This window comes from Geodermatophilus sabuli (genome assembly GCF_900215145.1).
Lineage (GTDB): Bacteria > Actinomycetota > Actinomycetes > Mycobacteriales > Geodermatophilaceae > Geodermatophilus > Geodermatophilus sabuli.
Genome location: NZ_OBDO01000010.1, coordinates 147,520 through 168,425, shown reverse-complemented (window position 1 = coordinate 168,425; position 20,906 = coordinate 147,520). Strand labels below are relative to the sequence as shown.

At 71.6% G+C, this 20,906-nt stretch carries 16 protein-coding genes and 1 tRNA gene; 10 read left to right on the top strand and 7 right to left on the bottom strand.

The window, feature by feature from the left end; all coding sequences use genetic code 11:
• Positions 1-103 precede the first annotated feature (103 nt).
• Both CRP39_RS20865 and CRP39_RS20860 read left to right on the top strand, forming a co-directional pair.
• Positions 104-3,049, top strand: coding sequence for a UPF0182 family membrane protein (locus tag CRP39_RS20865; protein ID WP_221201581.1), 2,946 nt, complete (start codon positions 104-106; stop codon positions 3,047-3,049).
• A gap of 114 nt (positions 3,050-3,163) precedes the next feature.
• Positions 3,164-3,237, top strand: a tRNA-Met gene (locus CRP39_RS20860).
• Positions 3,238-3,890: 653 nt separating this feature from the next.
• Here CRP39_RS20860 and CRP39_RS20855 read toward each other — a convergent pair.
• From CRP39_RS20855 to CRP39_RS20840, 4 genes are all read right to left on the bottom strand, one after another.
• Positions 3,891-5,177 (bottom strand): DUF1214 domain-containing protein, encoded by a 1,287-nt coding sequence (locus tag CRP39_RS20855; protein ID WP_245854001.1) that lies wholly within the window; start codon positions 5,175-5,177, stop codon positions 3,891-3,893.
• Between the two features lie 120 nt (positions 5,178-5,297).
• Positions 5,298-7,082: a SulP family inorganic anion transporter gene (locus CRP39_RS20850; protein WP_245854000.1), complete on the bottom strand. Its 1,785-nt coding sequence runs from the start codon at positions 7,080-7,082 to the stop codon at positions 5,298-5,300.
• Positions 7,079-7,750, bottom strand: coding sequence for a GAP family protein (locus tag CRP39_RS20845; protein WP_097208301.1), 672 nt, complete (start codon positions 7,748-7,750; stop codon positions 7,079-7,081). Before CRP39_RS20845 ends, CRP39_RS20850 begins: the two co-directional genes overlap by 4 nt.
• A gap of 136 nt (positions 7,751-7,886) precedes the next feature.
• Entirely contained in the window at positions 7,887-9,785 is a 1,899-nt protein-coding gene (locus CRP39_RS20840; RefSeq protein ID WP_097208300.1) for an alkyl/aryl-sulfatase, read from the bottom strand.
• Positions 9,786-10,658: 873 nt separating this feature from the next.
• Between CRP39_RS20840 and CRP39_RS20835 the strand changes: the two genes are divergently transcribed.
• The 4 genes from CRP39_RS20835 to CRP39_RS20820 all read left to right on the top strand — a co-directional run bounded on the left by CRP39_RS20835 (position 10,659) and on the right by CRP39_RS20820 (position 14,749).
• Entirely contained in the window at positions 10,659-11,285 is a 627-nt protein-coding gene (locus CRP39_RS20835; protein ID WP_143426716.1) for a hypothetical protein, read from the top strand.
• Positions 11,282-12,493: a PrsW family intramembrane metalloprotease gene (locus CRP39_RS20830; protein ID WP_097208298.1), complete on the top strand. Its 1,212-nt coding sequence runs from the start codon at positions 11,282-11,284 to the stop codon at positions 12,491-12,493. The genes CRP39_RS20835 and CRP39_RS20830 overlap by 4 nt, the downstream gene beginning before the upstream one ends.
• Before the next feature lie 355 nt (positions 12,494-12,848).
• Positions 12,849-13,073, top strand: a complete 225-nt coding sequence (locus tag CRP39_RS26985) for a LuxR C-terminal-related transcriptional regulator (protein WP_172442542.1) — start codon at positions 12,849-12,851, stop codon at positions 13,071-13,073.
• Between the two features lie 734 nt (positions 13,074-13,807).
• Positions 13,808-14,749 carry a CinY protein gene (locus CRP39_RS20820; protein ID WP_183358956.1) on the top strand — a complete coding sequence of 314 codons (942 nt, stop codon included), beginning with the start codon at positions 13,808-13,810 and terminating at the stop codon, positions 14,747-14,749.
• Between the two features lie 126 nt (positions 14,750-14,875).
• Here CRP39_RS20820 and CRP39_RS20815 read toward each other — a convergent pair whose 3' ends face one another.
• From CRP39_RS20815 to CRP39_RS20810, 3 genes are all read right to left on the bottom strand, one after another.
• Positions 14,876-15,310 carry an MFS transporter gene (locus tag CRP39_RS20815; protein ID WP_216359844.1) on the bottom strand — a complete coding sequence of 145 codons (435 nt, stop codon included), beginning with the start codon at positions 15,308-15,310 and terminating at the stop codon, positions 14,876-14,878.
• An 81-nt stretch (positions 15,311-15,391) separates the two neighbouring features.
• Positions 15,392-15,550, bottom strand: coding sequence for a hypothetical protein (locus CRP39_RS27270; protein WP_216359843.1), 159 nt, complete (start codon positions 15,548-15,550; stop codon positions 15,392-15,394).
• Positions 15,543-16,568 carry an AraC family transcriptional regulator gene (locus tag CRP39_RS20810; RefSeq protein ID WP_097208296.1) on the bottom strand — a complete coding sequence of 342 codons (1,026 nt, stop codon included), beginning with the start codon at positions 16,566-16,568 and terminating at the stop codon, positions 15,543-15,545. Before CRP39_RS20810 ends, CRP39_RS27270 begins: the two co-directional genes overlap by 8 nt.
• A 98-nt stretch (positions 16,569-16,666) precedes the next feature.
• On the opposite strand from CRP39_RS20810, the gene CRP39_RS20805 reads away from it, so the two are divergent.
• From CRP39_RS20805 to CRP39_RS20790, 4 genes are all read left to right on the top strand, one after another.
• Positions 16,667-17,074 (top strand): response regulator transcription factor, encoded by a 408-nt coding sequence (locus CRP39_RS20805; RefSeq protein ID WP_216359842.1) that lies wholly within the window; start codon positions 16,667-16,669, stop codon positions 17,072-17,074.
• 252 nt (positions 17,075-17,326) lie between these two features.
• Positions 17,327-18,970: a DUF1254 domain-containing protein gene (locus CRP39_RS20800; protein ID WP_097208294.1), complete on the top strand. Its 1,644-nt coding sequence runs from the start codon at positions 17,327-17,329 to the stop codon at positions 18,968-18,970.
• Complete coding sequence (locus CRP39_RS20795) at positions 18,967-19,923, top strand: SCO6745 family protein (protein WP_097208293.1); 957 nt, start codon at positions 18,967-18,969, stop codon at positions 19,921-19,923. The genes CRP39_RS20800 and CRP39_RS20795 overlap by 4 nt, the downstream gene beginning before the upstream one ends.
• Positions 19,924-19,968: 45 nt before the next feature.
• A complete protein-coding gene (locus CRP39_RS20790) occupies positions 19,969-20,421 on the top strand; it encodes a DUF2550 family protein (protein ID WP_097208292.1) in 453 nt (150 codons plus the stop codon).
• Positions 20,422-20,906: the final 485 nt, after the last annotated feature.

Here is a 20,906-nt window from a genome sequence, read left to right as displayed (position 1 = left end):
GACCGGACGTACGCCGGAGGCGCATCGGCCGGTCCGGCCGTCCGCGGCCGGCAACTCCGTGGCGACCCGCCACGACCGCAACTGAAGGAGACCGCTCGTGGCCATGCGGCCCCCCGTGTCCGTGCCGACGCTGTCGCGGCGCGCCAAGGTGGTCATCGGGGCCATCGGCGTGCTGCTGGTGGTCTTCACGGCCATCGGGACACTCACCAACGTCTACGTCGACTACCTCTGGTTCGACGAGACCGGCTACACCGAGGTCTTCTGGACCGAGCTGCAGACCCGTGCGCTGCTGTTCGCCATCGCGGGGGTGGCCACCGGCGGCCTCACGTCGCTGTCCATCTACCTCGCCTACCGTTTCCGGCCCACCTTCCGGCCGATGTCGCTGGAGCAGCAGAACCTCGAGCGCTACCGCCAGTCGCTGGAGCCGCGCCGCACCCTCGTGCTCACCGCCGTCGCCGTCGTCCTGGGGCTGTTCGCCGGGTTCACGGCCCAGAGCAACTGGGAGACGTGGCTGACCTTCCGGAACGCCACGGACTTCGGCCAGACCGACCCGCAGTTCGGCCTCGACGTCTCCTTCTTCGTCTTCGACTACCCGTTCTACCGGCTGCTGCTGGGCTTCGGCTTCGCGATCGTGCTGCTGTCGCTGATCGGGGCGCTGCTGACGCACTACGTCTTCGGCGGGCTGCGGCTGCAGACGCCGGGCCAGAAACTCACCTCGGCGGCGATGGTGCAGCTGTCGGTCCTGCTCGGGCTGTTCGTCGCCCTCAAGGCGGTGGCCTACTGGCTGGACCGCTACGGGCTGGTCTACTCCGACCGGGGCGAGCTGTTCAGCGGCGCGAGCTACACCGACGTCAACGCGCTGCTGCCGGCCAAGACGATCCTGGTGTTCGCCGCGGCCGTCTGCGCGATCGCCTTCTTCGCCAACATCGTCGTCCGCAACTTCCGGCTGCCGGCCGCCGCGCTGGTGCTGCTGCTGCTGTCCAGCCTGGTCATCGGGGTCGCCTACCCGGCGATCGTGCAGCAGTTCGTGGTGCGGCCCAGCGCCGACCAGCGGGAGGCGGACTACATCGAGCGGGCCATCGCCTCGACCCGGCAGGCCTACGACCTCGCCGACGTCGAGTACATCGACTACGCGCAGGAGAGCACCGGCGACGAGGTCGACACCCAGGCGGCGCTGGCCGAACTGCGCAACGACACCGAGACGATCCCCAACGCCCGGCTGCTGGACCCCAACGTCCTGTCCGACACGTTCACCGCGCGCCAGCAGATCCGCAACGTGTACGGCTTCCCGGAGAAGCTGGACATCGACCGGTACACGATCGACGGCCAGACCCGCGACTACGTCGTCGCCGTCCGCGAGCTGGACAGCCTGGGCCTGTCGGAGAACCAGGACACCTGGATCAACCGGCACACCGTCTACACGCACGGCAACGGCTTCGTCGCGGCCCCGGCCCGCGAGGTGGTGGCCGGGCAGGAGGGCGGCGAGCCCAACTTCACCACCCGCGACCTCCCGACGATCGGCAACATCGACGTCGAGCAGCCGCGGATCTACTACGGCGAGCTGATCGAGGACTACTCGGTCGTGGGCGCGCCCGAGGGGGCGACCCCGCGGGAGTTCGACCAGCCCGAGGACGGCTCCGACGAAGGTCAGATCAACAACACCTACGACGGCGAGGGCGGCGTCGCGATCGGGAACTTCTTCCGGCAGCTGACCTTCACGATCTACTACCGGGAGCGCAACTTCCTGCTCTCCAGCGCGGTCAACGACTCCTCGCGGGTGCTCTACGTGCGTGACCCGCGGGAGCGGGTGGAGAAGGCCGCGCCCTTCCTCGAGGTGGACGGCGACCCGTACCCAGCGGTCATCGACGGCCGGGTGACCTGGGTCCTCGACGGCTACACCACGTCGGACTCGTACCCGTACTCGGAGTCGATGGAGCTGGGGGAGGCCGCCTCCGATGCGCTGACCGGCACCGGGACGACGGCGCTGCCGAACGAGCAGTTCAACTACATCCGCAACTCGGTGAAGGCCACCGTGGACGCCTACGACGGCACGGTGACCCTCTACGCGTGGGACGAGGACGACCCGGTCCTCGAGACGTTCATGAAGTCGTTCCCCGGGGTGATCCAGCCGCGCGAGGAGATGTCCGACGAGCTGGTCGGGCACGTCCGGTACCCGGAGGACCTGTTCAAGCTGCAGCGGGACGTCCTGACCCGCTACCACGTCAGCGACCCGGTCGACTTCTACAACCAGAACGACCGCTGGCAGGTGCCGGCCGACCCCACCCAGGACACCCAGGAGGCGCAGCCGCCGTACTACATCCTGGCGCAGCGGCCCGGTGACGAGCAGGCCAGCTTCCAGCTGACCAGCGCACTCAACGCCTTCCGCCGCGAGAACCTCTCGTCGTTCATCTCTGCGTCCAGCGACCCGGAGACCTACGGGGAGATCCAGGTGCTGCGGCTGCCGGGCAACACGCCGTTCCGCGGTCCGCAGCAGGTGCAGCAGTCGTTCATCACGAACAACCAGGTGCGCCCGGACCTCACGCTGTACAACAGCCAGGAGTCCCGGGCGGTGTTCGGCAACCTGCTGACCCTGCCGATCGGTGGGAACGGGCTGCTGTACGTGGAGCCGCTGTACGTGGAGGGCACGGGAGAGAACTCCTTCCCGCTGCTGCAGAAGGTGCTGGTCAACTACGGCGACCGGGTCGGCTACGCCAACACCCTCTCCGAGGCGCTGGACCAGGTGTTCGGCGCCGGGGCGGGGGAGTCGGCCACCGACAGCGACGGGACGCCGGCGGAGCCGACCCCGAGCGAGCCCACGACCCCGGCGGAACCCACCACGCCCGCGGAACCGGCTCCGGACGCCGGCGGGACGGGGGACGCCCCGGCGCTGGAGCAGGCGGTCACCGACATCAACTCCGCCCTGCAGGCCCTGGAGAACGCGCAGCGCAACGGTGACTTCGCCGCCCAGGGGCAGGCGCTGGCCGACCTGCAGGCCGCCGTCGAGGCATACCAGGCCGCGCAGGGGGCCGCGGCGACGCCGGGCGGCTGACCACCGTCGCAGCCGGGAGCGGGCACCAGGGCCCGCTCCCGTCCGCGTGTGGTGCGGCCCACCCCCGGGCCGGGTGCGCGAGCCCTCGGCAGGGAGGTAAGCTGATCCTACCGACGCGGGGTGGAGCAGCTCGGTAGCTCGCTGGGCTCATAACCCAGAGGTCGCAGGTTCGAATCCTGCCCCCGCTACTACGCGGACTTGCGATTCCGCTGTTTCGGACCGGCCCCTACCGCTTGGCGGAGGGGCCGGTGCCGTTTCCGGCCCCGGTGCGGGGCAGCCGGTGCTCAGGCGATGCTCCGGCATCGGCGTGGGCGCTGCCCGGGCAGCCTCCGCGCGTCGCCCCACTGCGCCCCCGACTGGAGCAGGGGTTCTCCGCTGGCCGCCCCTACACGCGGGTGTGCACCGGCCGGGCATCGCGGCCGGAGCCCGCCGCGGAGGGCGATTCCGGCCGGAGCGTGCGATCCCGTAGTTGCGTTGGGTCGGCAGGTTGCGGCTCGGCCTCGGAGCCCGGTGCATCCCGTTCGGCTGCCGCCGGCGGGGCCGCCGCAGCCACGGCCGGCACAGCTGGGGCCGACCTCGGCCCCGTCGTCACCGGTCCGTTCGCAGCCGGCCCGGCGCCGCGGCCGTGGGCCGCCGGGGCGCTCCCCGGCCCCGCTGGGACTGCCGGCGTGGCCGTCGGTGGTCTGCGCGCCGGGCAGCGGCGCCGGTGGTGCGGTGGTCCGGATCGCGGGTCGTCGAGGGGCGATTGCCGACCGATCCGAGCGACGAACGGTGCCCGTCCGCGTCCACCCATCCGGGGTGGCGCGGAAAGGAGACCGACCCCCGAACCGCGTCACTCGTGTCAGCGCGCGGCTGGGGTCTGCCCGATGTCGGGCAGCCGCCACGTGTGGTCGTAGAGAGACGATGTCGGGCCGTAGAAGCGGAAGAGGGCCTCGAAACGGCCGCCAGGGTCGGTGGGCACCCAGTTGGGCCCGGAACCAGCCGGGGCTGTCGGGCCGAAGTAGATGTCGGTGGAGCCGTCGTCGTTGACGGTCAAGTTCTCGGCCTGTGACGAGCAGCCTGCTCGCGGAGCGTCGCGGATCAGGGTGTGGGTGGCGCGGTCGTAGACGGTCACCGACCAGTACTGGGTGACCGGTGCGTCGGCGGGCACGGTGAGCCGGTAGGTGTTGGCGCCGTCCAGGGCCTTTCCGTCCTCGTCGGCAATGGTCATCAGATAGAATTGCCCCTTGCCGAGGTGCTTGGAGCTGAAGAACGCGAAGCTGTAGGCGACGCCGCGGGCATCGACGGGGTAGGCATCGGGCTGCTCGAAGTTGGCCTCGGTGGCGGTGATCAGCTCGGGCAGGGCCGGCAGCGCCCAGCGGGCCGTGGGCGTGAAGGGGTGGAAGACCTTCTCGTACTCGGCATCGATCCATGCCTGCGCGTCGGCAGCGGCGGCGGTCAGGATCTCCGCCAGTTCCGGGCCGGGCGCGAAAGGCGTGCCCCGCTGGATGCCGATGCTGCGGAGCTGGTTGATCATCACCCGGTCACGGTGCAGGAACGGCTCGGCCTGCACGGTCCGGTCCAGGGCCTGGAAGAACCGCAGGTCGTACGGGATGGCCGCGTCGAACAGGGAGCCGGATGCGTCGACCCAGTCCGTCTCCGGGGGGTCGTCAACCTCGGCCAGGGGGTAGAGCTTGATCTGGTGGGCGTAGGCGATGGCCTGGTCGATGTCGGCAGCGCTGCCGCTGCGCAGGACTGAGCGGATCAGCCCGTATCCCTGGTAGGTGTCCGAGCGCAGCGGGAGGTAGCCCGCGGGCACCTCACCGTCGAAGTCGGGCGGCAGGATGAGGCACCGCCCGCCTGTGCCCTCGTCGACGCCGGCCGGGCCGATGTCCTCGAGGGCGACCTGCCAGTAGTTCATGATGCTGCCGTTGAGCGAGCCTTCGTCCCCGGCGGGCGGCACCTCCAGCACGATCGGCCCGACCTGCTTGGTGGTGAAGAACGGCATCAGGTAGATGACGTCGGGGTTGGGCGTGAGGGTCTGGTTGTGCCCGTCCAGCAGGCCTGGCCAGAAGACGATCTGGTTGTCCCCGGGCCCACCGGTCCGCGCCGAGGCCTCGTACATCATCTGGTAGTTCACGGCAGGCATCCCCCACATCACCGCCTCGACCGCCCGTCGGTGCGTCGCGGCGCGCTCCGGTGATCCCGAGTCCACTGATGACATGGGCGTCCCTTCCTGGGTGGTGGCCGGCCGGTGCCGCGCCGATCCTCACGGCTCCGTGCGGCGAGGCGCCTCGCCCGCCCTGGGTGAGCTCGCCGGCGGAGCGGGGTCACCTGGCGGGGACGTCGGCTCGTCCTGACGGCTCCGGGTGTCCATGACGGCTGCGTCGACGTCGGGGTAGACGCTGAGTGTGACTCCGCTGCTCGCGGCTGCGCGGCGGAGGACGTCGCGGGTCTGGCCGATGGGATGGGCGAAAGCCAGCGTCACGTGCCGGCGGGTGAGGTCGTGGGCGAGCTGGGTGAGCATGCCGGTGGCGGTGACGTCGATGAACGGGGCGGTCTGAGCGTCGAGGACGACGGCGCAGGTGCTCTCGGTCAGAAGGCCGCGGACGTGGTCCCGGACGTGGTCGGCGTTGGCGAAGAACAGGCCGGACTCCACCCGCAGCACCAGTACCGCGGGGTCGGGCGTCAGGTCGGGATGGCGGTCGAGGTCGAGCCACATGCCGGGCTCGGTGCCGCGGGCCAGGCGGGCGATGTGCGGCCGTGAGGCCCGGTAGAGCAACAACACCAGTGAGACCGCGATGCCGATGAACAGGCCGGGCAGGGTGTCGAAGACCAGCACGCCGAGCAACGCGGCGATGGCCGCCAAGAAGTCCGCCCGGGCCGCCCAGCCGTAGATGCCGCCCAGGTGCGGCGTCCACACCCGGTACAGCCGTCGCAGCGCCGGGACGTCGACGAGCTCGAGAACCGCGGCGATGACGACGGCGGCGAGGGTGGCCTCGGGCAGCTGCTCGAACAGCCCGGTCAGGAACAGCAACGTGATCACGGTTAGCGCGGCCACGGTCAGGCCCGACAGCTGGCTCTTGGCTCCGGCGCCGCCGTTGACGGCGGTCTTGGACAGGCTGCCGTTGACCACCATTCCCGAGGCGAGTCCCGCGCCGAGGTTGGCCGCGCCGAGGCCGAGGAGTTCCCGGTTGGGGTCGACGTCGTAGCCGGCCTTCGCCGCGTAGGTCTTGGCCGCGCCCAGGCCCTCGGCGTAGCCGATGAGCAGCACCCCGACCGAGGCGCCGATCAGGGTGAGGTAGTCGCCGGCCTGGGCGTGTGGCAGGCCGAGTCGGGGGAGACCGGCGTCGATCTGGCCGACGATCGCCACGCCCTCCTGGTCGAGGTCGAGCAGGGCCACCGCGGCGATGCCCAGCAGTACGGCCACCAGTGCCCCGGGGACCAGCGGCAGCCACCGGCGCAGCAGAAGGACCAGCAGCAGGCTGGCTCCGCCGACGATCAGCGTCGGGACGATGGTGTCGCCGAGGTTGGCAATCACGAACACGAGCTGCTCGAAGAAGTCGCCGTCCCCTTTCGGGACGCCGAACAGCTTGGGCAGCTGCCCCACGATGATCGTCAGCGCGAGCCCGATGATGAAGCCCTTGAGCACCGGCTCGGAGATGAACGACGCGAGGAAGCCCATCCGGGCCAGCCCCGCGGCGAGGCCGACGAGACCGACGACGACTGCCAGCGCGGTGGTGAGTGCCACGTACCGGTCGCTGCCACCATCGGCCAGGTCGCCGACGATCCCCGCGGACAGCGCCGCGGTCGCCGACATGGACGCCACAACCAGGTGCCGGGACGAGCCGAGTAGGCCGTAGAGCAGCAGCGCCGGCACCGCGGCGTACAGCCCGACCACTGGCGGGACCCCGGCGATGGTCGCGTAGGCCAGCGACTCCGGCACGAGCACCGCCCAGACCGTCAGCCCGGCCACCAGGTCGGCGCGCAGCCAACCCGCGCGGTAGCCCCGCAACGAGCCGAACAGCAGCGGGGTGCTCGACCTCCCGCTCACAGCAGCCCGCCCAGCCCCTTGCCCAGGAGGACGACGCCGATGACCAGCAGCAGCGTCGCCATGACGGCCGCGCTGTGCGTCGTCAGCCAGCCGCGCAACGACTCCAGGGGCCCGGCCATGCGCTTGCGGCCGACGGCGTAGCCGACTACCGGAACAGCGACGGTGCTGGCCGCGAGCACCGTGAACATCACGACCGACCAGACGTCCTGGCCGGTGGAGAGGCTCCCGCCGGCGATGGTCGTGCCGGCGGCCACGCACATCAGCAGGTTCTTGGGGTTCACGGCCGACAGCAGCACGCCGAGGCCAGCTGCCTTGACAGCGGTGAACTTGTCGATAGCCGACATCCACTTCGGCATCGCCGGCTGCTGACCGGGCTGCGGCCGTCCGCGCCACTGCCCGACGGCCAGCCCGAGCAGCAACACACCGAGGACGAGCTTGACCCAGGACGAGGCCGTCGACGGCTCGCTGCTGCCCAGGTCCTGGGTGCCGGCCAGCAGCAGGAACGCCGTGGTCGCACCGGCGATCCCGACCAGCCAGCCGAGCAGGAACCCGGCGCTGGTGCCCCCGGCCTTCGGGGCGAGCAGCATCAGGATGACGGCGATGATCGGGATGGGGGAGATCGCCACCCCGACCGCCAGCGGCAGCAGGTCACCGATCACCTGTCCCATGCGCCACCTCCCGGCGTTCGGGCTGAAACACGCCCCCTGCACCCGCGAATGAGCACCGAATACCTCGCACGGTCTCCAGGAGGTGTATCAGCGGGGAGCACCGCCTCCAGGGGCGTCGTGCCGCCGGAGCCCTGTCTCACGGCAGGACGATCGCGAACCCGGGGTCGGGGTTGTCGAGCACGCCGGCCAGCCGGTCGAGGGTCTCGGCGTCGCCGTCCACCGCAAAGTCACCGGCCGCGGCGAGCTCGGCGGGGGACGCCCCGCTGACGAGCGCGAGGAAGGAGGCGCGGGTGGCGCGGACGCGGGTCTCTGCCCCGTCACGGTTGGGTACGGGGCCGTGGGTGAGCACCCCGTTGGCGAGCGTCGTGCGGTGGTGGTCGCCGGTGTCGGTGAACTCCCAGTCGATGGTCAGGCGCAGATCCCACGCGCGCGGCCCGTCGACGCGGATGGCGAGGCTGTCGAAGAGCTGAGGCAGGGACAGGGCCGCCATGAGGTCGGGCGAGGCCGTCTCGGTCGGCGTGCCCGCGGCCGCCCCGCGCAGCTCCGCGGCGCCGGTGAGGAAGAAGTTGCGCCACGTCCCGTTCTCGGCGCCGAACCCGAGCTGCTCGAGCGCTGCCGCCCCCAGGTCGCGGGCTTCCCCGTGCGCGGGGTCGGCGAAGATCAGGTGGCTGACGACCTCGGCGGCCCAGCGGAGGTCGCCGTCGTCGTAGGCGTGCCGCGCGTTCTCCAGCAGCCGCTCCGGCCCGCCAGCCAGGTCGACGTAGCGGCGTCCGGCCTCCTCCGGGGGATGGGGCCACAGGTGGGCGGGGTTGCCGTCAAACCAGCCCATGTAGCGCTGGTAGACGGCCTTGACGTTGTGGCTCACCGACCCGTAGTAGCCGCGGGCGTGCCAGGCCTGCTCCAGCGCCGGGGGCATCTCGAGCATCTCGGCGATCTCATTGCCGGTGAAGCCGCGGTTGATCAGGCGCAGCGTCTGGTCGTGCTGGTAGGCGTAGAGGTCGCGTTGCAGGGAGAGCAGTTCAACGATGCGGTCCCGTCCCCAGGTCGGCCAGTGGTGGGAGGCGAACTCGACCTCCGCGCGGTCGGTGAACAGGTCGATCGCCTCGGTGAGGTACCGCGCCCAGATCCGCGGGTCGCGGACGAGCGCGCCGCGCAGCGTGAGCAGGTTGTGCAGGGTGTGGGTGGCGTTCTCGGCCATGCACAGCGCGCCGGTGTCCGGGAAGAGGAAGTTCATCTCCGCGGGTGCCTCGGTGCCGGGGGTGACCTGGAAGACCAGCCGGACGCCGTCGAGCACCTCCTCCTGGCCGGTGGCGGTGATCTCCCGGGTCGGGGGGATCAAGGTGACCGTGCCCGTGGAGGTGGTCATGCCCAAGCCGGCACCGAGCTGGCCGTCCGGTCCCGGGGGCAGGGCCGCGCCGTACATGTAGGCGGCCCTGCGGGCCATCGCCGTCCCGGCGTAGACGTTCTCGGCGACGGCGTGCTCGAGGAAGCCTTCCGGTGCGAGGACGGGGACCCGGCCGCTGGCGACGTCGTCACCGGAGACCACGCCGCGGACTCCGCCGAAGTGGTCGACGTGGCAGTGCGTGTAGATGACGGCGGTCACCGGCCGGTTCCCGCGTTCGGAGCGGTAGAGGTTCAGCGCTGCGGCGGCGCACTCGCTGGAGATCAGCGGGTCGATCACGATCACGCCGTCCTGGCCCTCGACCAGGGTCATGTTCGACAGGTCCAGCCCCCGCACCTGGTACGTGCCTGGAAGCACCTCGTAGAGACCCTGCAGCGCCACCAGTTGGGCTTGCCGCCAGAGGCTGGGGTTCACCGACGGCGGCCGCGGCCCGCTCAGCACCGGCTTCCACGCGTCGGCGTCCCAGACGACCCGCCCGCCAGCGGCGTGGACCTGGCCGGGAGTAAGAGCCCTGATGAATCCGCGGCGGGCGTCCTGGAGGTCGGCCGGGTCGTCGAACGGCAGCACGGCCTCCATCGCCGCTCCCGCAGCGGCGATCGAGGGGGCTACGGGGCGCAGTTCGGTGTCGGTCATCGGTCCTCGATTCGTGTCGCGGAGGTGCCGGGGTGTAGGTGGTCCGTCGGAGCGAGGGCGGCCGCTGCTGGATTTGGCCCTGCCGGGCGGGAGGGAGCGGACAGGCGTAGTCCACCCGTCAGGGCGGGCAGGCACGTGCGTGGTTCCGACGAACGCGTGGCCGCCGCCGCGGAGACCACCGGCGCGTTCCCGGGCAGCGCCTGCACGAGCTATCTCCCGACGTCGCGCCCGTAGCGGTCCGGTGGACTCTGGTCGGCCGCTGTGGTGGTCATGGCGACGATGGCGGCCCGGCAGCGTCGGGGACATCCCCCGAACCGGATGAACGACAGGCCGGGGCAGTCCTCGCTCGTCGTCGCCGCGAGACGAGTCGCCCCGCACGGTGATGCTCCGTGTGGCGTCGGCGGTCCTGTTCACGAGCACCGGCCCCACACGGGCCACCGGGCCGATGCCTCCTGGTGCGACAGCCGGTGTGTAGTCACCCGGCGCGGACGGCGACGGACGCCGCGGTGGTTCCCATGCTGTCAGCGTGGCCGCCGACCCGTCGCGCGGCCGCTGCCCGACTCCCGCCCCTCGACGACCTCCCCGCCATGTTCCACAGTCCAAGCGGGTGTCCTAAAGCGGCCCCCTATGGGACACCGGTGAGGACATCCCCCAAAGTGACGCGAGATGGTGGGATCTGCGGAGAAGAGCTTGTCGCTCCGGTAGGTGTCTTCTAGCGCCCGGAGCAGATTTGCTCGGCTGAACAGCCTGCGTCGTCCGCGCGTCGTCACTGTTACGTCTCGCTGACGCCCGTGGCGGCATTTGGTTGCGTGCCGTTAGCTTGGCCAGGCTGACCCGTCGCGGGGCGGCACCGACGCCCCGCACGGAGGAACGATGACGTCCACTGTTGACCCTGCTCGGGAGCGGGTGCCGGTCGAGCACCGGGTGCTTGGCCTGGACAGGCGCTCGTTTCCCTACGCCTTCGCCGTTCTCGCGGTGTTCCTGGTGCTGACGGTGGTCCTTCCGCGGATCGACGACGCCGTGGACTGGGACGACCCCGTGCGCGCCGGCGAGCGGCTCGCGCTGACGGACACGGTCGTCTTCACCCCCACGCCGGGGTGGGAGGTCGAGGAGGGCTTCCGCGCAGCTGCCGATGGCACCGTCGACGAGAGCGGCCGGGCCACCGTCGCCGGGGACGGGGTGATCTTCTCCGCCGCGACCGGCGACTTCGACGGCACACCGGCGGAACTGATCGAGCAGATCCAGAAGGTGACCAGCTCGACGGAGGACCCGTCGTTCCAGGTCGCCGACGAGCCGGACACCGTGACGACGGCGAGCGGTGAGGTCGGCGTCATCCAGTCCTACAGCAGCATCCGGGGCGACGGCGTGATCGCCGCGCTCGTGCTGGACGGCACAGGCGTGGAGATCACCGCCTACGGCCCCCCGGCCCAGCTCCGGGCGGCCGCCGCCGACATCACCGACATGATCACCAGCATCGACAGCGACGGGGACGACGCATGAGCACCGGAACCGCGCATCCCGTGACGGAGTCGGGCGCAGAGGACCCGGCCCGGCGTCAGGCGGAGGCGCTCGAGATCTCGGGGTGGGGGCAACGCTTCACCTTCGTCCAGCCGCACAACCCGTGCTTCTGGGTGTTCGTGGTGCTGACCGGCATCGGAGTTTTCCAGACCTGGTCCTACTTCGCCCCGGATGTCGGCTTCTACGCCGAGGGGTTCGCGATCGCGGCCGTGCTGTGCAGCCTCTGCGGCCTGGCCTGGTGGGCCTGGTTCCGGCACATCGACCGCTGGGAACGCCAGCCCGGGGGTCTCATCCTGGCCGCACTGGTCTGGGGTGCTGTCCCGGCGACCTTCGCGTTCGCGTTGACCGCCAACACGGCGCTGCTCGGGATCTACCCGAAGCTCTTCGGGCAGGACTGGACGTCGGACTGGGCGGCCGGCGCGACCGCGCCGTTCACCGAGGAGGCGGCCAAGCTCTGCGGCTTCGTGCTCCTCATGGGCCTGGCGCCGAAGTTGGTCCGGACCGCCAACGACGGTCTGATCCTCGGTGCGTTCATCGGGCTGGGCTTCGCGGTCTTCGAGGACTTCCTCTACTCGGCCAACGCTGCCTTCGGCGACTTCGGCACCGACGCGGTCGGCAACGCCGTCCAGATGTCCGTGACGCGCATCGCCACCAGCGCCGTCTCGCACCCGCTGTTCAGCGCCCTGGTCTGCTGCGGGTTCGTCTACCTGCTCGGCACCGCGGCCCAGCCCCGGCGGATCGGGCGCGGCATCGGCTTCGTGCTCGCCGGCATGTTTCTGCACTTCACCTGGGACGACTCGGGAGGCCTCGGCTTCGGCAGCGATGTGCTGTCCTTCTTCGTGCTCGTCGGATCGGTCGTCCTCGGGTTCACGCTGTTGAGCATCGCCTTCCGCCGTGCCGCACCGCGGGAGCACCAGTTCGTGCGCGACATCCTCGCTCCCGAGGTCGCGTCGGGCACCGTGACGGCCGAGGAGGTCGAGGGCGTGCTGGACCGGAAGGCGCGCAAGGCGTTCCGGAGATCGGCCTCGAGCCGGCAGGCGCGCCGGGCACGGAAGCACCTGCGGCGTGCCGTGCTCGACCTGACCCACGACATCGCCCAAGCGCGAGGTGCCGACACCGACACCGTCGCTAACGCCCGAGGAGAAGTGGCGCGCGTCCGGGCGACGGCGGAACCGGACCTCAAGGTCTAAGCGGAGACTCGCCCGCTGGTGGACAGCACCGATCAGGACCGGTGTCCCTGAAGCCGCCTTCAGGGCCACCTCGCCGACCGGTGCCAGATGGCAGCTTCGACGTTCCCCGCCATGTTCTTGTAGGCGCCGATCCGGATCTGCGCCCCTGTCCCGGGGACCGGTGCGGCGGGATACTGGAGCTCCGGCCGGGGCAGAGAGGAGCGCCCAACCGGCCGCAGGCCGCCCGATGCCCCAGCGTGCTGCCCGGTCAGGCATGGCCCCTCGACCGTCGCGGCCGCACCGAGCGGCGGCCAACCCCCGTAAGCGATGGAACAGACCGTCCTGCGAGGGCTCATCGTTCGAAGAGGACGCAGTCATGCAGCGACTGCCAATGATCACCGAGGACATCGCCACCTGGATTGCCGTGACCCCCGCGCTCACCGCTCGCGACCGCGAACTGTTCGGTCACCTCACCGACGGGCGGTCCCAGCGCCAGATCTCCGTGGCAATGGGCATCTCGATCAACACCGTCCGCGGCCGCATCCGCCGGCTCCTGCGCAAGCTCGACGTCGCCACTGACGATGACGACCTCGTCGCGTAGGCAGCGGTAGCAGCACGGGCTGGGGCGGACTGGAGCGGGACTCGTCTGGGCCGGTGGACCTGCTCCCGCGTCGAAGGGGACATCCACCGCTTCGGCGCGCCGTTCGGGTGCGTTCGTCGTCATGCTGTGGATGGCCACCCGGGGGAAACAGAGGCATCCCTTCGGGGTCCAGGGCGTTCCGTCGGGAGGTCCTTGCGCTGCGCGCCCGGCGGCTGACGGTCGGCCGGTGAAGAGGCCAGCTCGCCGAATCGGCACGGGTGGGGGATGGACATTCCCTGCCATGTCACCGAGGTCGCAGGCGATGGCCGACGTCCGCCGGCACGGAGCTTGGCCCGCCGGGCGCTGCTGTCACACAGCAGCGCGAACACGATCGAGGCCAGGTTCCCGGGCCCGGGTGGGTCATCACCGCCAGGTGATGGCGCAAACCAGGGGAGCGGCCAGCCTGTGTTCCCGGACGTCCACGGAGGTGGCGGCGATGGCACGGTGGGCACTGCCCGCGGCCGGCCGGCTCGACGCTGTTCCGGTCGGACGGCGCTGACATGCGATGGCGGCGGATCCGTCTCGCGGTAGCACTCGCCCTGGCCGTGGGCAGCGCGTCGCCCGTCCCATCCGCCGCCGCCTTCGGGACGATCGACAGCGGGGGCCAGCACCGCGAGCACGAACGGATCACCCGCGCCTCCCTGGCCTGCGCCGGGGATGCCGGCTCGGACGACTACTGCTTCGAGCCGGCATCCGTGGACTTCCTCGCGGGGCACGACCGCGATTTCGGGGGAGTGGGGGCGCCGGACAGCGACGAGATCTCCGACCCGGCCGCGCATTGCGACGGTGCCGACTTTCTCGAAGGCAGCTATCCGCAGACCCGTGGACAGGCCACGGCGGCACTGCTGAACTGCGTCGACCACCTGCGCGTGCGTCTCGGCGAAGCGGTGGACCGTGCCGGAGACCTCCTCGACGGCGACGGTCAGGTCGTCGCGGAGGAGGTGGACTTCGCGTCGGACTGCCGGATGGTCGAGGCCGCGGAGAGCCGCGCCAAGTGCGGCACCCTGGAAGCACTCGGCCGGGTCCTGCACGGGGTGCAGGACTTCTACTCGCACAGCAACTGGGCCGACGAGGCCGATCCGACCCGCGCGACCGGGGACGACAACCCGCCGGGTCTGGGCCTCCCAGGGCCGAGTCCGGTGCTCGACCTCCGGAGTGAGACGCCTCCTGTCGTGCCGCCCGGGCTCTCGACCGGCTGCTACGGGCTCCGGGACGAGGTGCCCGGTGTCGGCGAATGCGCGGAACGGGTCACCCATGCGGCGCTCAACAAGGACACCGGCCTGATCGACCCCGACACGGGCGAGGCAACGGATCCGACGAAGCCGCGCGGCATGGTCGGGCAGAACTTCGCCGCAGCGGTGGCGGGCGCCATCGAGGAGTCCCGCCGGCAGTGGCAGGACCTCCGAGCGGAGCTGGTCGGCCGCTACGGGGAGCACGACGCGGCGGTCATGGTCTGCGCACTCACGCATGACGACCCCGTGGACGACTGTCGGGACCGCGGATGGGAGCGCGTCCTCGCCGGCCTCCTGGCCGGCGCCGTCGTTCTCGCCGGCCTCCTGGCCGGCGCCGTCGTTCTCGCGGTCGCAGTGGTGCTGTTCCGCGCGCGGCGCCGCCGCGCTCGGATGTCCGGTTCCTGACCGGCTCAGTCCCGCTCGTGGCGGCACCGACGCTCACGCGTCCGGGATGGCGACACCGCGCAGCTCTGCGTCTCAACGGCGCCGTCCTCGTGCCGGGCGGGGCGTTCCGATGGGCAGCGACCGGTTCTACCCGGAGGAGACGCCCGTCCGGACGGCGGTGGTGCCCGACCTGTGGGTGGACCCCGGTCCCCAACGCGCGTGACCGGCCATCGGCGGCGATGCCGCCCGTTCGTCGCCTCGCTGCCGACGCCCGGCCGCGACCGACCAGCGCCAGCCGAACCGAGCGGCCAGGGCGCCGCCGAGCGCGACGCCGACCACCGCACCGAACGCGCCGCCGGCGCTGAACGCGCCGGCGAGCGAGGCGCGGCGATGGGCGGGGAACACGGTGAACACCACCGCCAGTCCGACGCTGGCGTAGGCCGCCTCGCCGACTCCGACGAGCACCCGGGCGGCGAGCAGCTGCCCGTAGTCGGCGGCGAGGGCGGCCCCGAGGGTCACCAGGCTCCACACCGCGGCCATGACCACAATCGCCCGGCGCCGGCCGAACCGGTCGACCAGCACCGACAGGGCACCGTCAGCACGCCCACCGTCAACGCGACCACGCTGCTCAGCGCGCCCAGCTGGGCGTCCGACAGCGCCCACTCAGCGCGGAGCTGGAAAGACGGCGGCCAGGACCTGCCGGCACATGTAGGCCGACAGCAGTGCGAAGGACAGGGCGAAGATGATGCACGGGAACACCTGACGTGCCGGGGCCGCTGCCGGGCCGAGGGGCGCGGCCGGCACCGGCTCGCGGTCAAGCACGAGCGCCGATCCCGTTCCCGACCTGGGCACGGCTGCGCCACTCGCTCGCCGTGGTGCCGAACTGCTGGCGGAACCAGTTGGAGAAGGTGCTGGGGGCGGCGAAGCCGAGCAGTTGGGAGACGTCGGTGAGCGTGTAGCGGTCGTTGGACAGGTACCGCACGGCGAGCCGGGCACGGGTGCCGTGCACGATCGTGGTGAAGCTCTCGCCGCCCCCGGCCAGGTGTCGGTGCAGGGTGCGCGGCTGCTCGCCCAGGGTGTGGCTGATCCGTGCCATCGAGCACTGCCCCAGCGGCAGGGCGAGCTCGACCAGTGCCCGGACCTGGTCGGCTGTGGTCTGGGGGCGGGGGGAGGCGATCGACTGCAGCAGCATCTCGCGGTACGGCTGCAGCCCCGGATCGGGGGTCACCGTCGGGCGGTCCAGGTCGGCGGCCGGGAACACCACACCGGTGCACTCGTGCTCGAAGCGCAGGCCGGGCCCGAAGACCCGGTGAAACGTGCGCGCGTCGGCCGGGGGGCGGTGGGCGAAGCAGACCGACAGCGGCTGCCAGTCGGCGCCGACCAGCATCCGGATGATCCCGACCAGGCTGGCCGCGGTCAGATCCAGGGACTGGCGGAGGAGGACGGGCTCGCCGAAGTCCAGCCAAGCCTGCACCGTGGCCAGGCCGTCGGCCTCGGCCATGCGCAGGTCGAGGACGCCGATGAAGACGTGCTCGTAGCGGGTCAGCAGCTCCAGGGCGCTGCGCAGGTCGGGCTCCTCGCGCAGCACGACACTCAACGGGCCCACCGTCGACAAGGTCCGCATCGCCGCCATCCGGACGGCGAAGTCCTCGCAGCCGGACTCGCGCGCCGACAGCTCCAACAGCCGGGCGACCGGCGCACCGGGAATCCACTTGTCCGTGGCGGCCAGGTCGGCGATGTCCAGGCCCACACTGGCCATCAGCCGTGCCGGGTCCAGACCGCACGCCCGGGCCACGTCTGCGTACCCGGTCAGGGTCGCGTAGCGGACGAGGCGCTTCATCGGGCTCCCGGGGCGATGTCCGAAAGGCGTAAGTACACCGTCCGCATCGCTGAAGCGGGGAGATGGGCGGCCTCCTACGTTGTGTCGCACCGGCGTCGGTGACGAGCCGCATCGCGGGGGTCACCGAGAGGGACCGGCCGCAGACGTCGGACCGGGGGCCGCAGCGCCTCGACGGCACCACAGGAATGGGTACAGCCATGCCACAGCCATCGGACGAGATCTGTCGGGTCCGCCCCGACGGGGCGCCTGCACTGACCGCGCGCGACCTCGAGGCGCTGCGGCACCTCGCCGTCGGCAGGTCCACGGCGCAGATCGCCGCGGCCATGTCGATCTCGACCAACACCGTCCGCACCCGCATCCGCAGCATCCTGCGCAAGCTGGCGGTCGGCCGTCGCGGCGAAGCGGTCCGCCGGGGGCGGGAGCTGGGACTCCTGCCGCAAGGCAGGCGGCCCGCAACGGTGACCGATACGGAGCCCCTGAACTGTCGCACCGGCACGGCGGGCTGAGTCTCGATGCCCGCCCCTGCCGGTCGGCGCGCCCGACAACATTCCATGACGGCGCTGGCTGTTCATGCCGCCGCTGTGGGGAGCTTCGCCCACGCCCCGGTGGTGGCGAGCGCCGGCGGGGCGATTCACGCATTCCGGATGAACCTGCCGTCGCGCTGACAGACGACGGTAGGCGCACGACAGCAGGGAACGGTGTCCGGCAGTTCTGGGTCGGGGCCCCCGGGTGGCTCGAGATGTGGTGGGAGGGTTCCGATGAGCGTTGCGCAGCGCGGCGTGTCGGCCGAGGTGCTGGCCTCGATCTCGACGCCGGACACGGTGGAGAGCCGTCTGGGGGTGTTGGAGTTCGACGACGGCGCGCCGACGGCCGCGACTGCAGCACTGCTGTACGACCACCTCGACTTCGTGCACGGGGTGGAGGCGTTCATCCGGGCCTATCCCGGTGCCTCGATGACCGCGATGCGCGACGGCTTCAGGTCGATCGGCGTCGAGGACAACTCGGTGCTGCTGTTCTCGGACCTGATGGACTCGGATTCGCTCTTCCTCACCGCCAACTGCGACACGGTGTACTTCCTCAGCTTCGTCGACCTGTCGGCAGGTCCGATGGTCATGGACGTCCCCGCGATGGGACCGCCGTCGGGGATCCTGGGCACCGTCGACGACATGTGGTTCGGCTGGGTCACCGACTTCGGCGTGCCCGGCCCCGACCGCGGGCTGGGCGGCCGGTACCTGATCGTGGGACCCGGCTACGACGGCCCGCTCCCCGACGGCGGCTTCCACGTCGCGCACGCCAAGACCGCGCACGTGGGCGTGCTGGGCCGAGCGTTCATGGTGGACAACGACCCGGCGCCGGCCGTCGAGGCGCTCAGGGCGGGCTTCCGGATCTCCCCGTACGTGCCCGGCGGTCACGGCACCGCCGTCGCCACCTTCCTGTCCGGCGCGGTGTCGCACCTGGCGCCGGCGACCGCGGTGCCCGAGACGCGGTTCGTCGAGGGCTCCGGGGTGGCGTTCAACACCGTCCCGCCCAACGACTACACCTTCTGGGAGGTCGTCGACCGCCTGGTGCAGGACGAGCCGGCGTCCGGCGGCGAATCGGAGCTGATGGGTCTGCTCGCCTCGGTGGGGATCGTGAAAGGCCGGCCGTTCGCGCCCGACGAGCGGATGCGGACGATCCTCGAGGACGCCGTCGCGGTGGGCAACGCCACCGCCCGCACCATCGCGTTCGCGCCCCGACCGGAGGAAGGCTTCGCGTTCTACCCCGGCTCGGCGTGGTTCAACATGCTGTTCGTCGGGGGCTACGAGTTCCTCGACCCGCCCCCGCAGATCACGCCGGACGGGGCCGTCCGCGGGTCGAGCGACGGCGCGCGCAAGCTGAACTCCCGGATCGCCTTCCTCTATCCCTACACGGGCATCACCCCGGCCATGTGCATGCGGCTGACCGGTCTGGGATCGCAGTACCTGATCGCGATGCGGGACGCCGAAGGCGCCTTCCTCGACGGCGCCCGCAGCTACCGGCTGACGTTGCCGCCGGACATCCCGGAGAGCCGGTTCTGGTCGGTCATGCTCTACGACCGGCAGACCCGCTCCATGCTGCAGACCGGCCAGCCCCGGCCGGATGTCGGCAGCCAGTCCGGCCGCGTCGCCGCCAACCCGGACGGCAGCACCGACGTCCACATCGGGCCCACGCCCCCGGACGGGAAACGGGACAACTGGCTGCAGACCGTGCCCGGCAAGGGATTCTTCGTGATCCTGCGGCTGTACAGCCCGCTGCAGCCCTTCTTCGACAAGACCTGGCGGCCGGGCGAGGTTGAGCCCGTCGCGGAGGCCTCGACATCCGCGGTGCCGAGGCAGGCCACGCGGTCCGAGCAGGTCCCTCAAGGGGCGCGGAGCCACCGATGAGGACCGACTTCCGAGAGCGGGCGCGGCGTCTGCGCAACGCAGTGGAGCCGGTCGCCGCCGGGGTCTACTTCGCGCCGGAGGCGCACGCGGCCTATCAGGCGCTCGGCTTCGACGGCAGTCCGGTGACCGTCGACGGCGTCGCCCGTCCGGAGCTGGCCTCCTACTTCACCAGCCGCGGGGCGTGCTTGGGCCAGGTCCCGGGGGAGGTGGTGAGCGCCGCGTTCGGCTGCTTCAACCCGAGGGTCGTGGTGGCCGCGGTCGCCGCCGGATGGCGGATCGCCGGCCGGGACGCCGTCCTGCGGGCGCGCGAGCGCGGTGCGACCGCGATGCTCGAGCGGGTCCTCGGCGACAAGCCCGACGGCCTGGACCGGGTCGCCGAACTGCTCCAGCGCGCCGCGGACGCGGCGCCGTGGGCGGGTCGGGCGGTGTTCGGCGGGTTGCGCTCGCTGGGCTTCCCCGGCCATCCGCTCGGCGACGTGTGGCACGCTGCGGATCTGGTGCGCGAGCACCGCGGGGACAGCCACGTCGTCACCTGGGTGGTCGGCGGCGCCGACGCGGTGGAGGTGCTGCTGCTCACCGAGCAGTGGTGGGGTCTGCCGGCCCGCTCGTACACCCCGAGTCGCGGGTGGACCGCCGCGGACATGGACGCCGGTTTCGCGCGGCTGCAGCGGCGCGGGCTGATGACCGACGACGAGAGGATCACCGAGGCCGGCCGGGCCTTCCGGGAGGAGATCGAGGTCCGCACCGACGAGCTCGAACGCCCGCTGATCGACGCCCTGGGCGACGACCTCGACGAGCTGCTCGACCACCTCGACGCATGGTCCGAGGCGATCATCGCCGCCGGCTCCTACCCGCAGCGGATCTCCGGTGTCTACAACGTCGGCGGCGGCCCGCACTTCGGCGCCGGGCTCACCCTCGACACCGCGGCCGAGCAGTACCGGCAGCGGACGTGACGTGCTGATCGCGCGGTGTCGCCACCTCGGCGAGGGAGCCCGAACGTGCTGATCGCGGTGCTTGCGCTGCTCGGCGTCGACCTGGTCGTCATCGTCGCTCTGCTGGCGTTCGTCCTCGGCCGCAAACGGTGGGTGGCGCGCCAGGCCGGCGCCTTCCGAGGTGCCATCCGGGTCAGCGCCGGCGAGGTCGACGGGATCGGCTCGACGTGGCGCCGCGGCTACGGGCGCTGGGTCCGGCACGTGCTGGTCTGGACGAAGAGCCCGTTCCTGTTCCGCAATGAGCTGGTGCCTGCCGACCGGATGGACGGGCCACGTTCGGCCCGCCCCGATGAGGTCAAGCGGCTCGGCGACCGTCCCGTCGTGGTGCGGTTCGCCTCGGGAAGCGCAGTGGTGGAGGTCGCCGCCGCGGCCACGTCCCGTGAGCTCCTTCGCGCTGTGGACGGTCAGCGTGCCGATGCCGCGCCCGCGGTGACGCCGCCGAGCGGCGGAGCCCGGTGAACGAGCCGTCGCGCACGGTCGCGGTGCCTTCCGGTTGAGGGGAGCGCGGACCTGGCTCCGCAGCCCGCTCTTCGGTTCGCACGCGTGCGGGATGGCGGGGCGGGGCAGCCACGCACGGGCAGATCGGGAACCTGCCCGCCGGGTTCGGGCTCCGCGCGTCGGCGGCCCGGCCGTAGCGGGCGGCCAGCGGGGTGGCACTGAACCCGTGGGCGAGCACGCTGAGGAACACGGTCACCGCGATGACGGCCACGGGGAGGGCCACCGCGACCGGGATCCTCCGCACGAGTGTGAGGCTGAGGACGGCGTACAGCACGACGGTCCAACTCGGGCGGTCCCACATGATCGGCACCGCGATCTCGCCGAACGTCGCCACACCAGCAGCGAGACCAGGTCGCCGGCCTGCTCGGTGAACACCAGCTCGGCCGGGCAGCGCCGACCGGCCGCGGCGCCGAAGGGGAGCCCGCCGTAGAAGGCGGCAACGAAGC

Excerpts from the sequence above, each read along its gene's own strand:
- CRP39_RS26985 (WP_172442542.1), top strand. The coding sequence starts at position 12,849 with ATGCAGCGACTGCCAATGATCACCGAGGACATCGCCACCTGGATTGCC.
- CRP39_RS20800 (WP_097208294.1), top strand. The coding sequence starts at position 17,327 with ATGAGCGTTGCGCAGCGCGGCGTGTCGGCCGAGGTGCTGGCCTCGATC.
- CRP39_RS20795 (WP_097208293.1), top strand. The coding sequence starts at position 18,967 with ATGAGGACCGACTTCCGAGAGCGGGCGCGGCGTCTGCGCAACGCAGTG.
- CRP39_RS20840 (WP_097208300.1), bottom strand. The coding sequence starts at position 9,785 with ATGACCGACACCGAACTGCGCCCCGTAGCCCCCTCGATCGCCGCTGCG.
- CRP39_RS20865 (WP_221201581.1), top strand. The coding sequence starts at position 104 with ATGCGGCCCCCCGTGTCCGTGCCGACGCTGTCGCGGCGCGCCAAGGTG.
- CRP39_RS20830 (WP_097208298.1), top strand. The coding sequence starts at position 11,282 with ATGAGCACCGGAACCGCGCATCCCGTGACGGAGTCGGGCGCAGAGGAC.
- CRP39_RS20845 (WP_097208301.1), bottom strand. The coding sequence starts at position 7,750 with ATGGGACAGGTGATCGGTGACCTGCTGCCGCTGGCGGTCGGGGTGGCG.
- CRP39_RS20855 (WP_245854001.1), bottom strand. The coding sequence starts at position 5,177 with ATGCCTGCCGTGAACTACCAGATGATGTACGAGGCCTCGGCGCGGACC.
- CRP39_RS20835 (WP_143426716.1), top strand. The coding sequence starts at position 10,659 with ATGACGTCCACTGTTGACCCTGCTCGGGAGCGGGTGCCGGTCGAGCAC.
- CRP39_RS20810 (WP_097208296.1), bottom strand. The coding sequence starts at position 16,568 with ATGAAGCGCCTCGTCCGCTACGCGACCCTGACCGGGTACGCAGACGTG.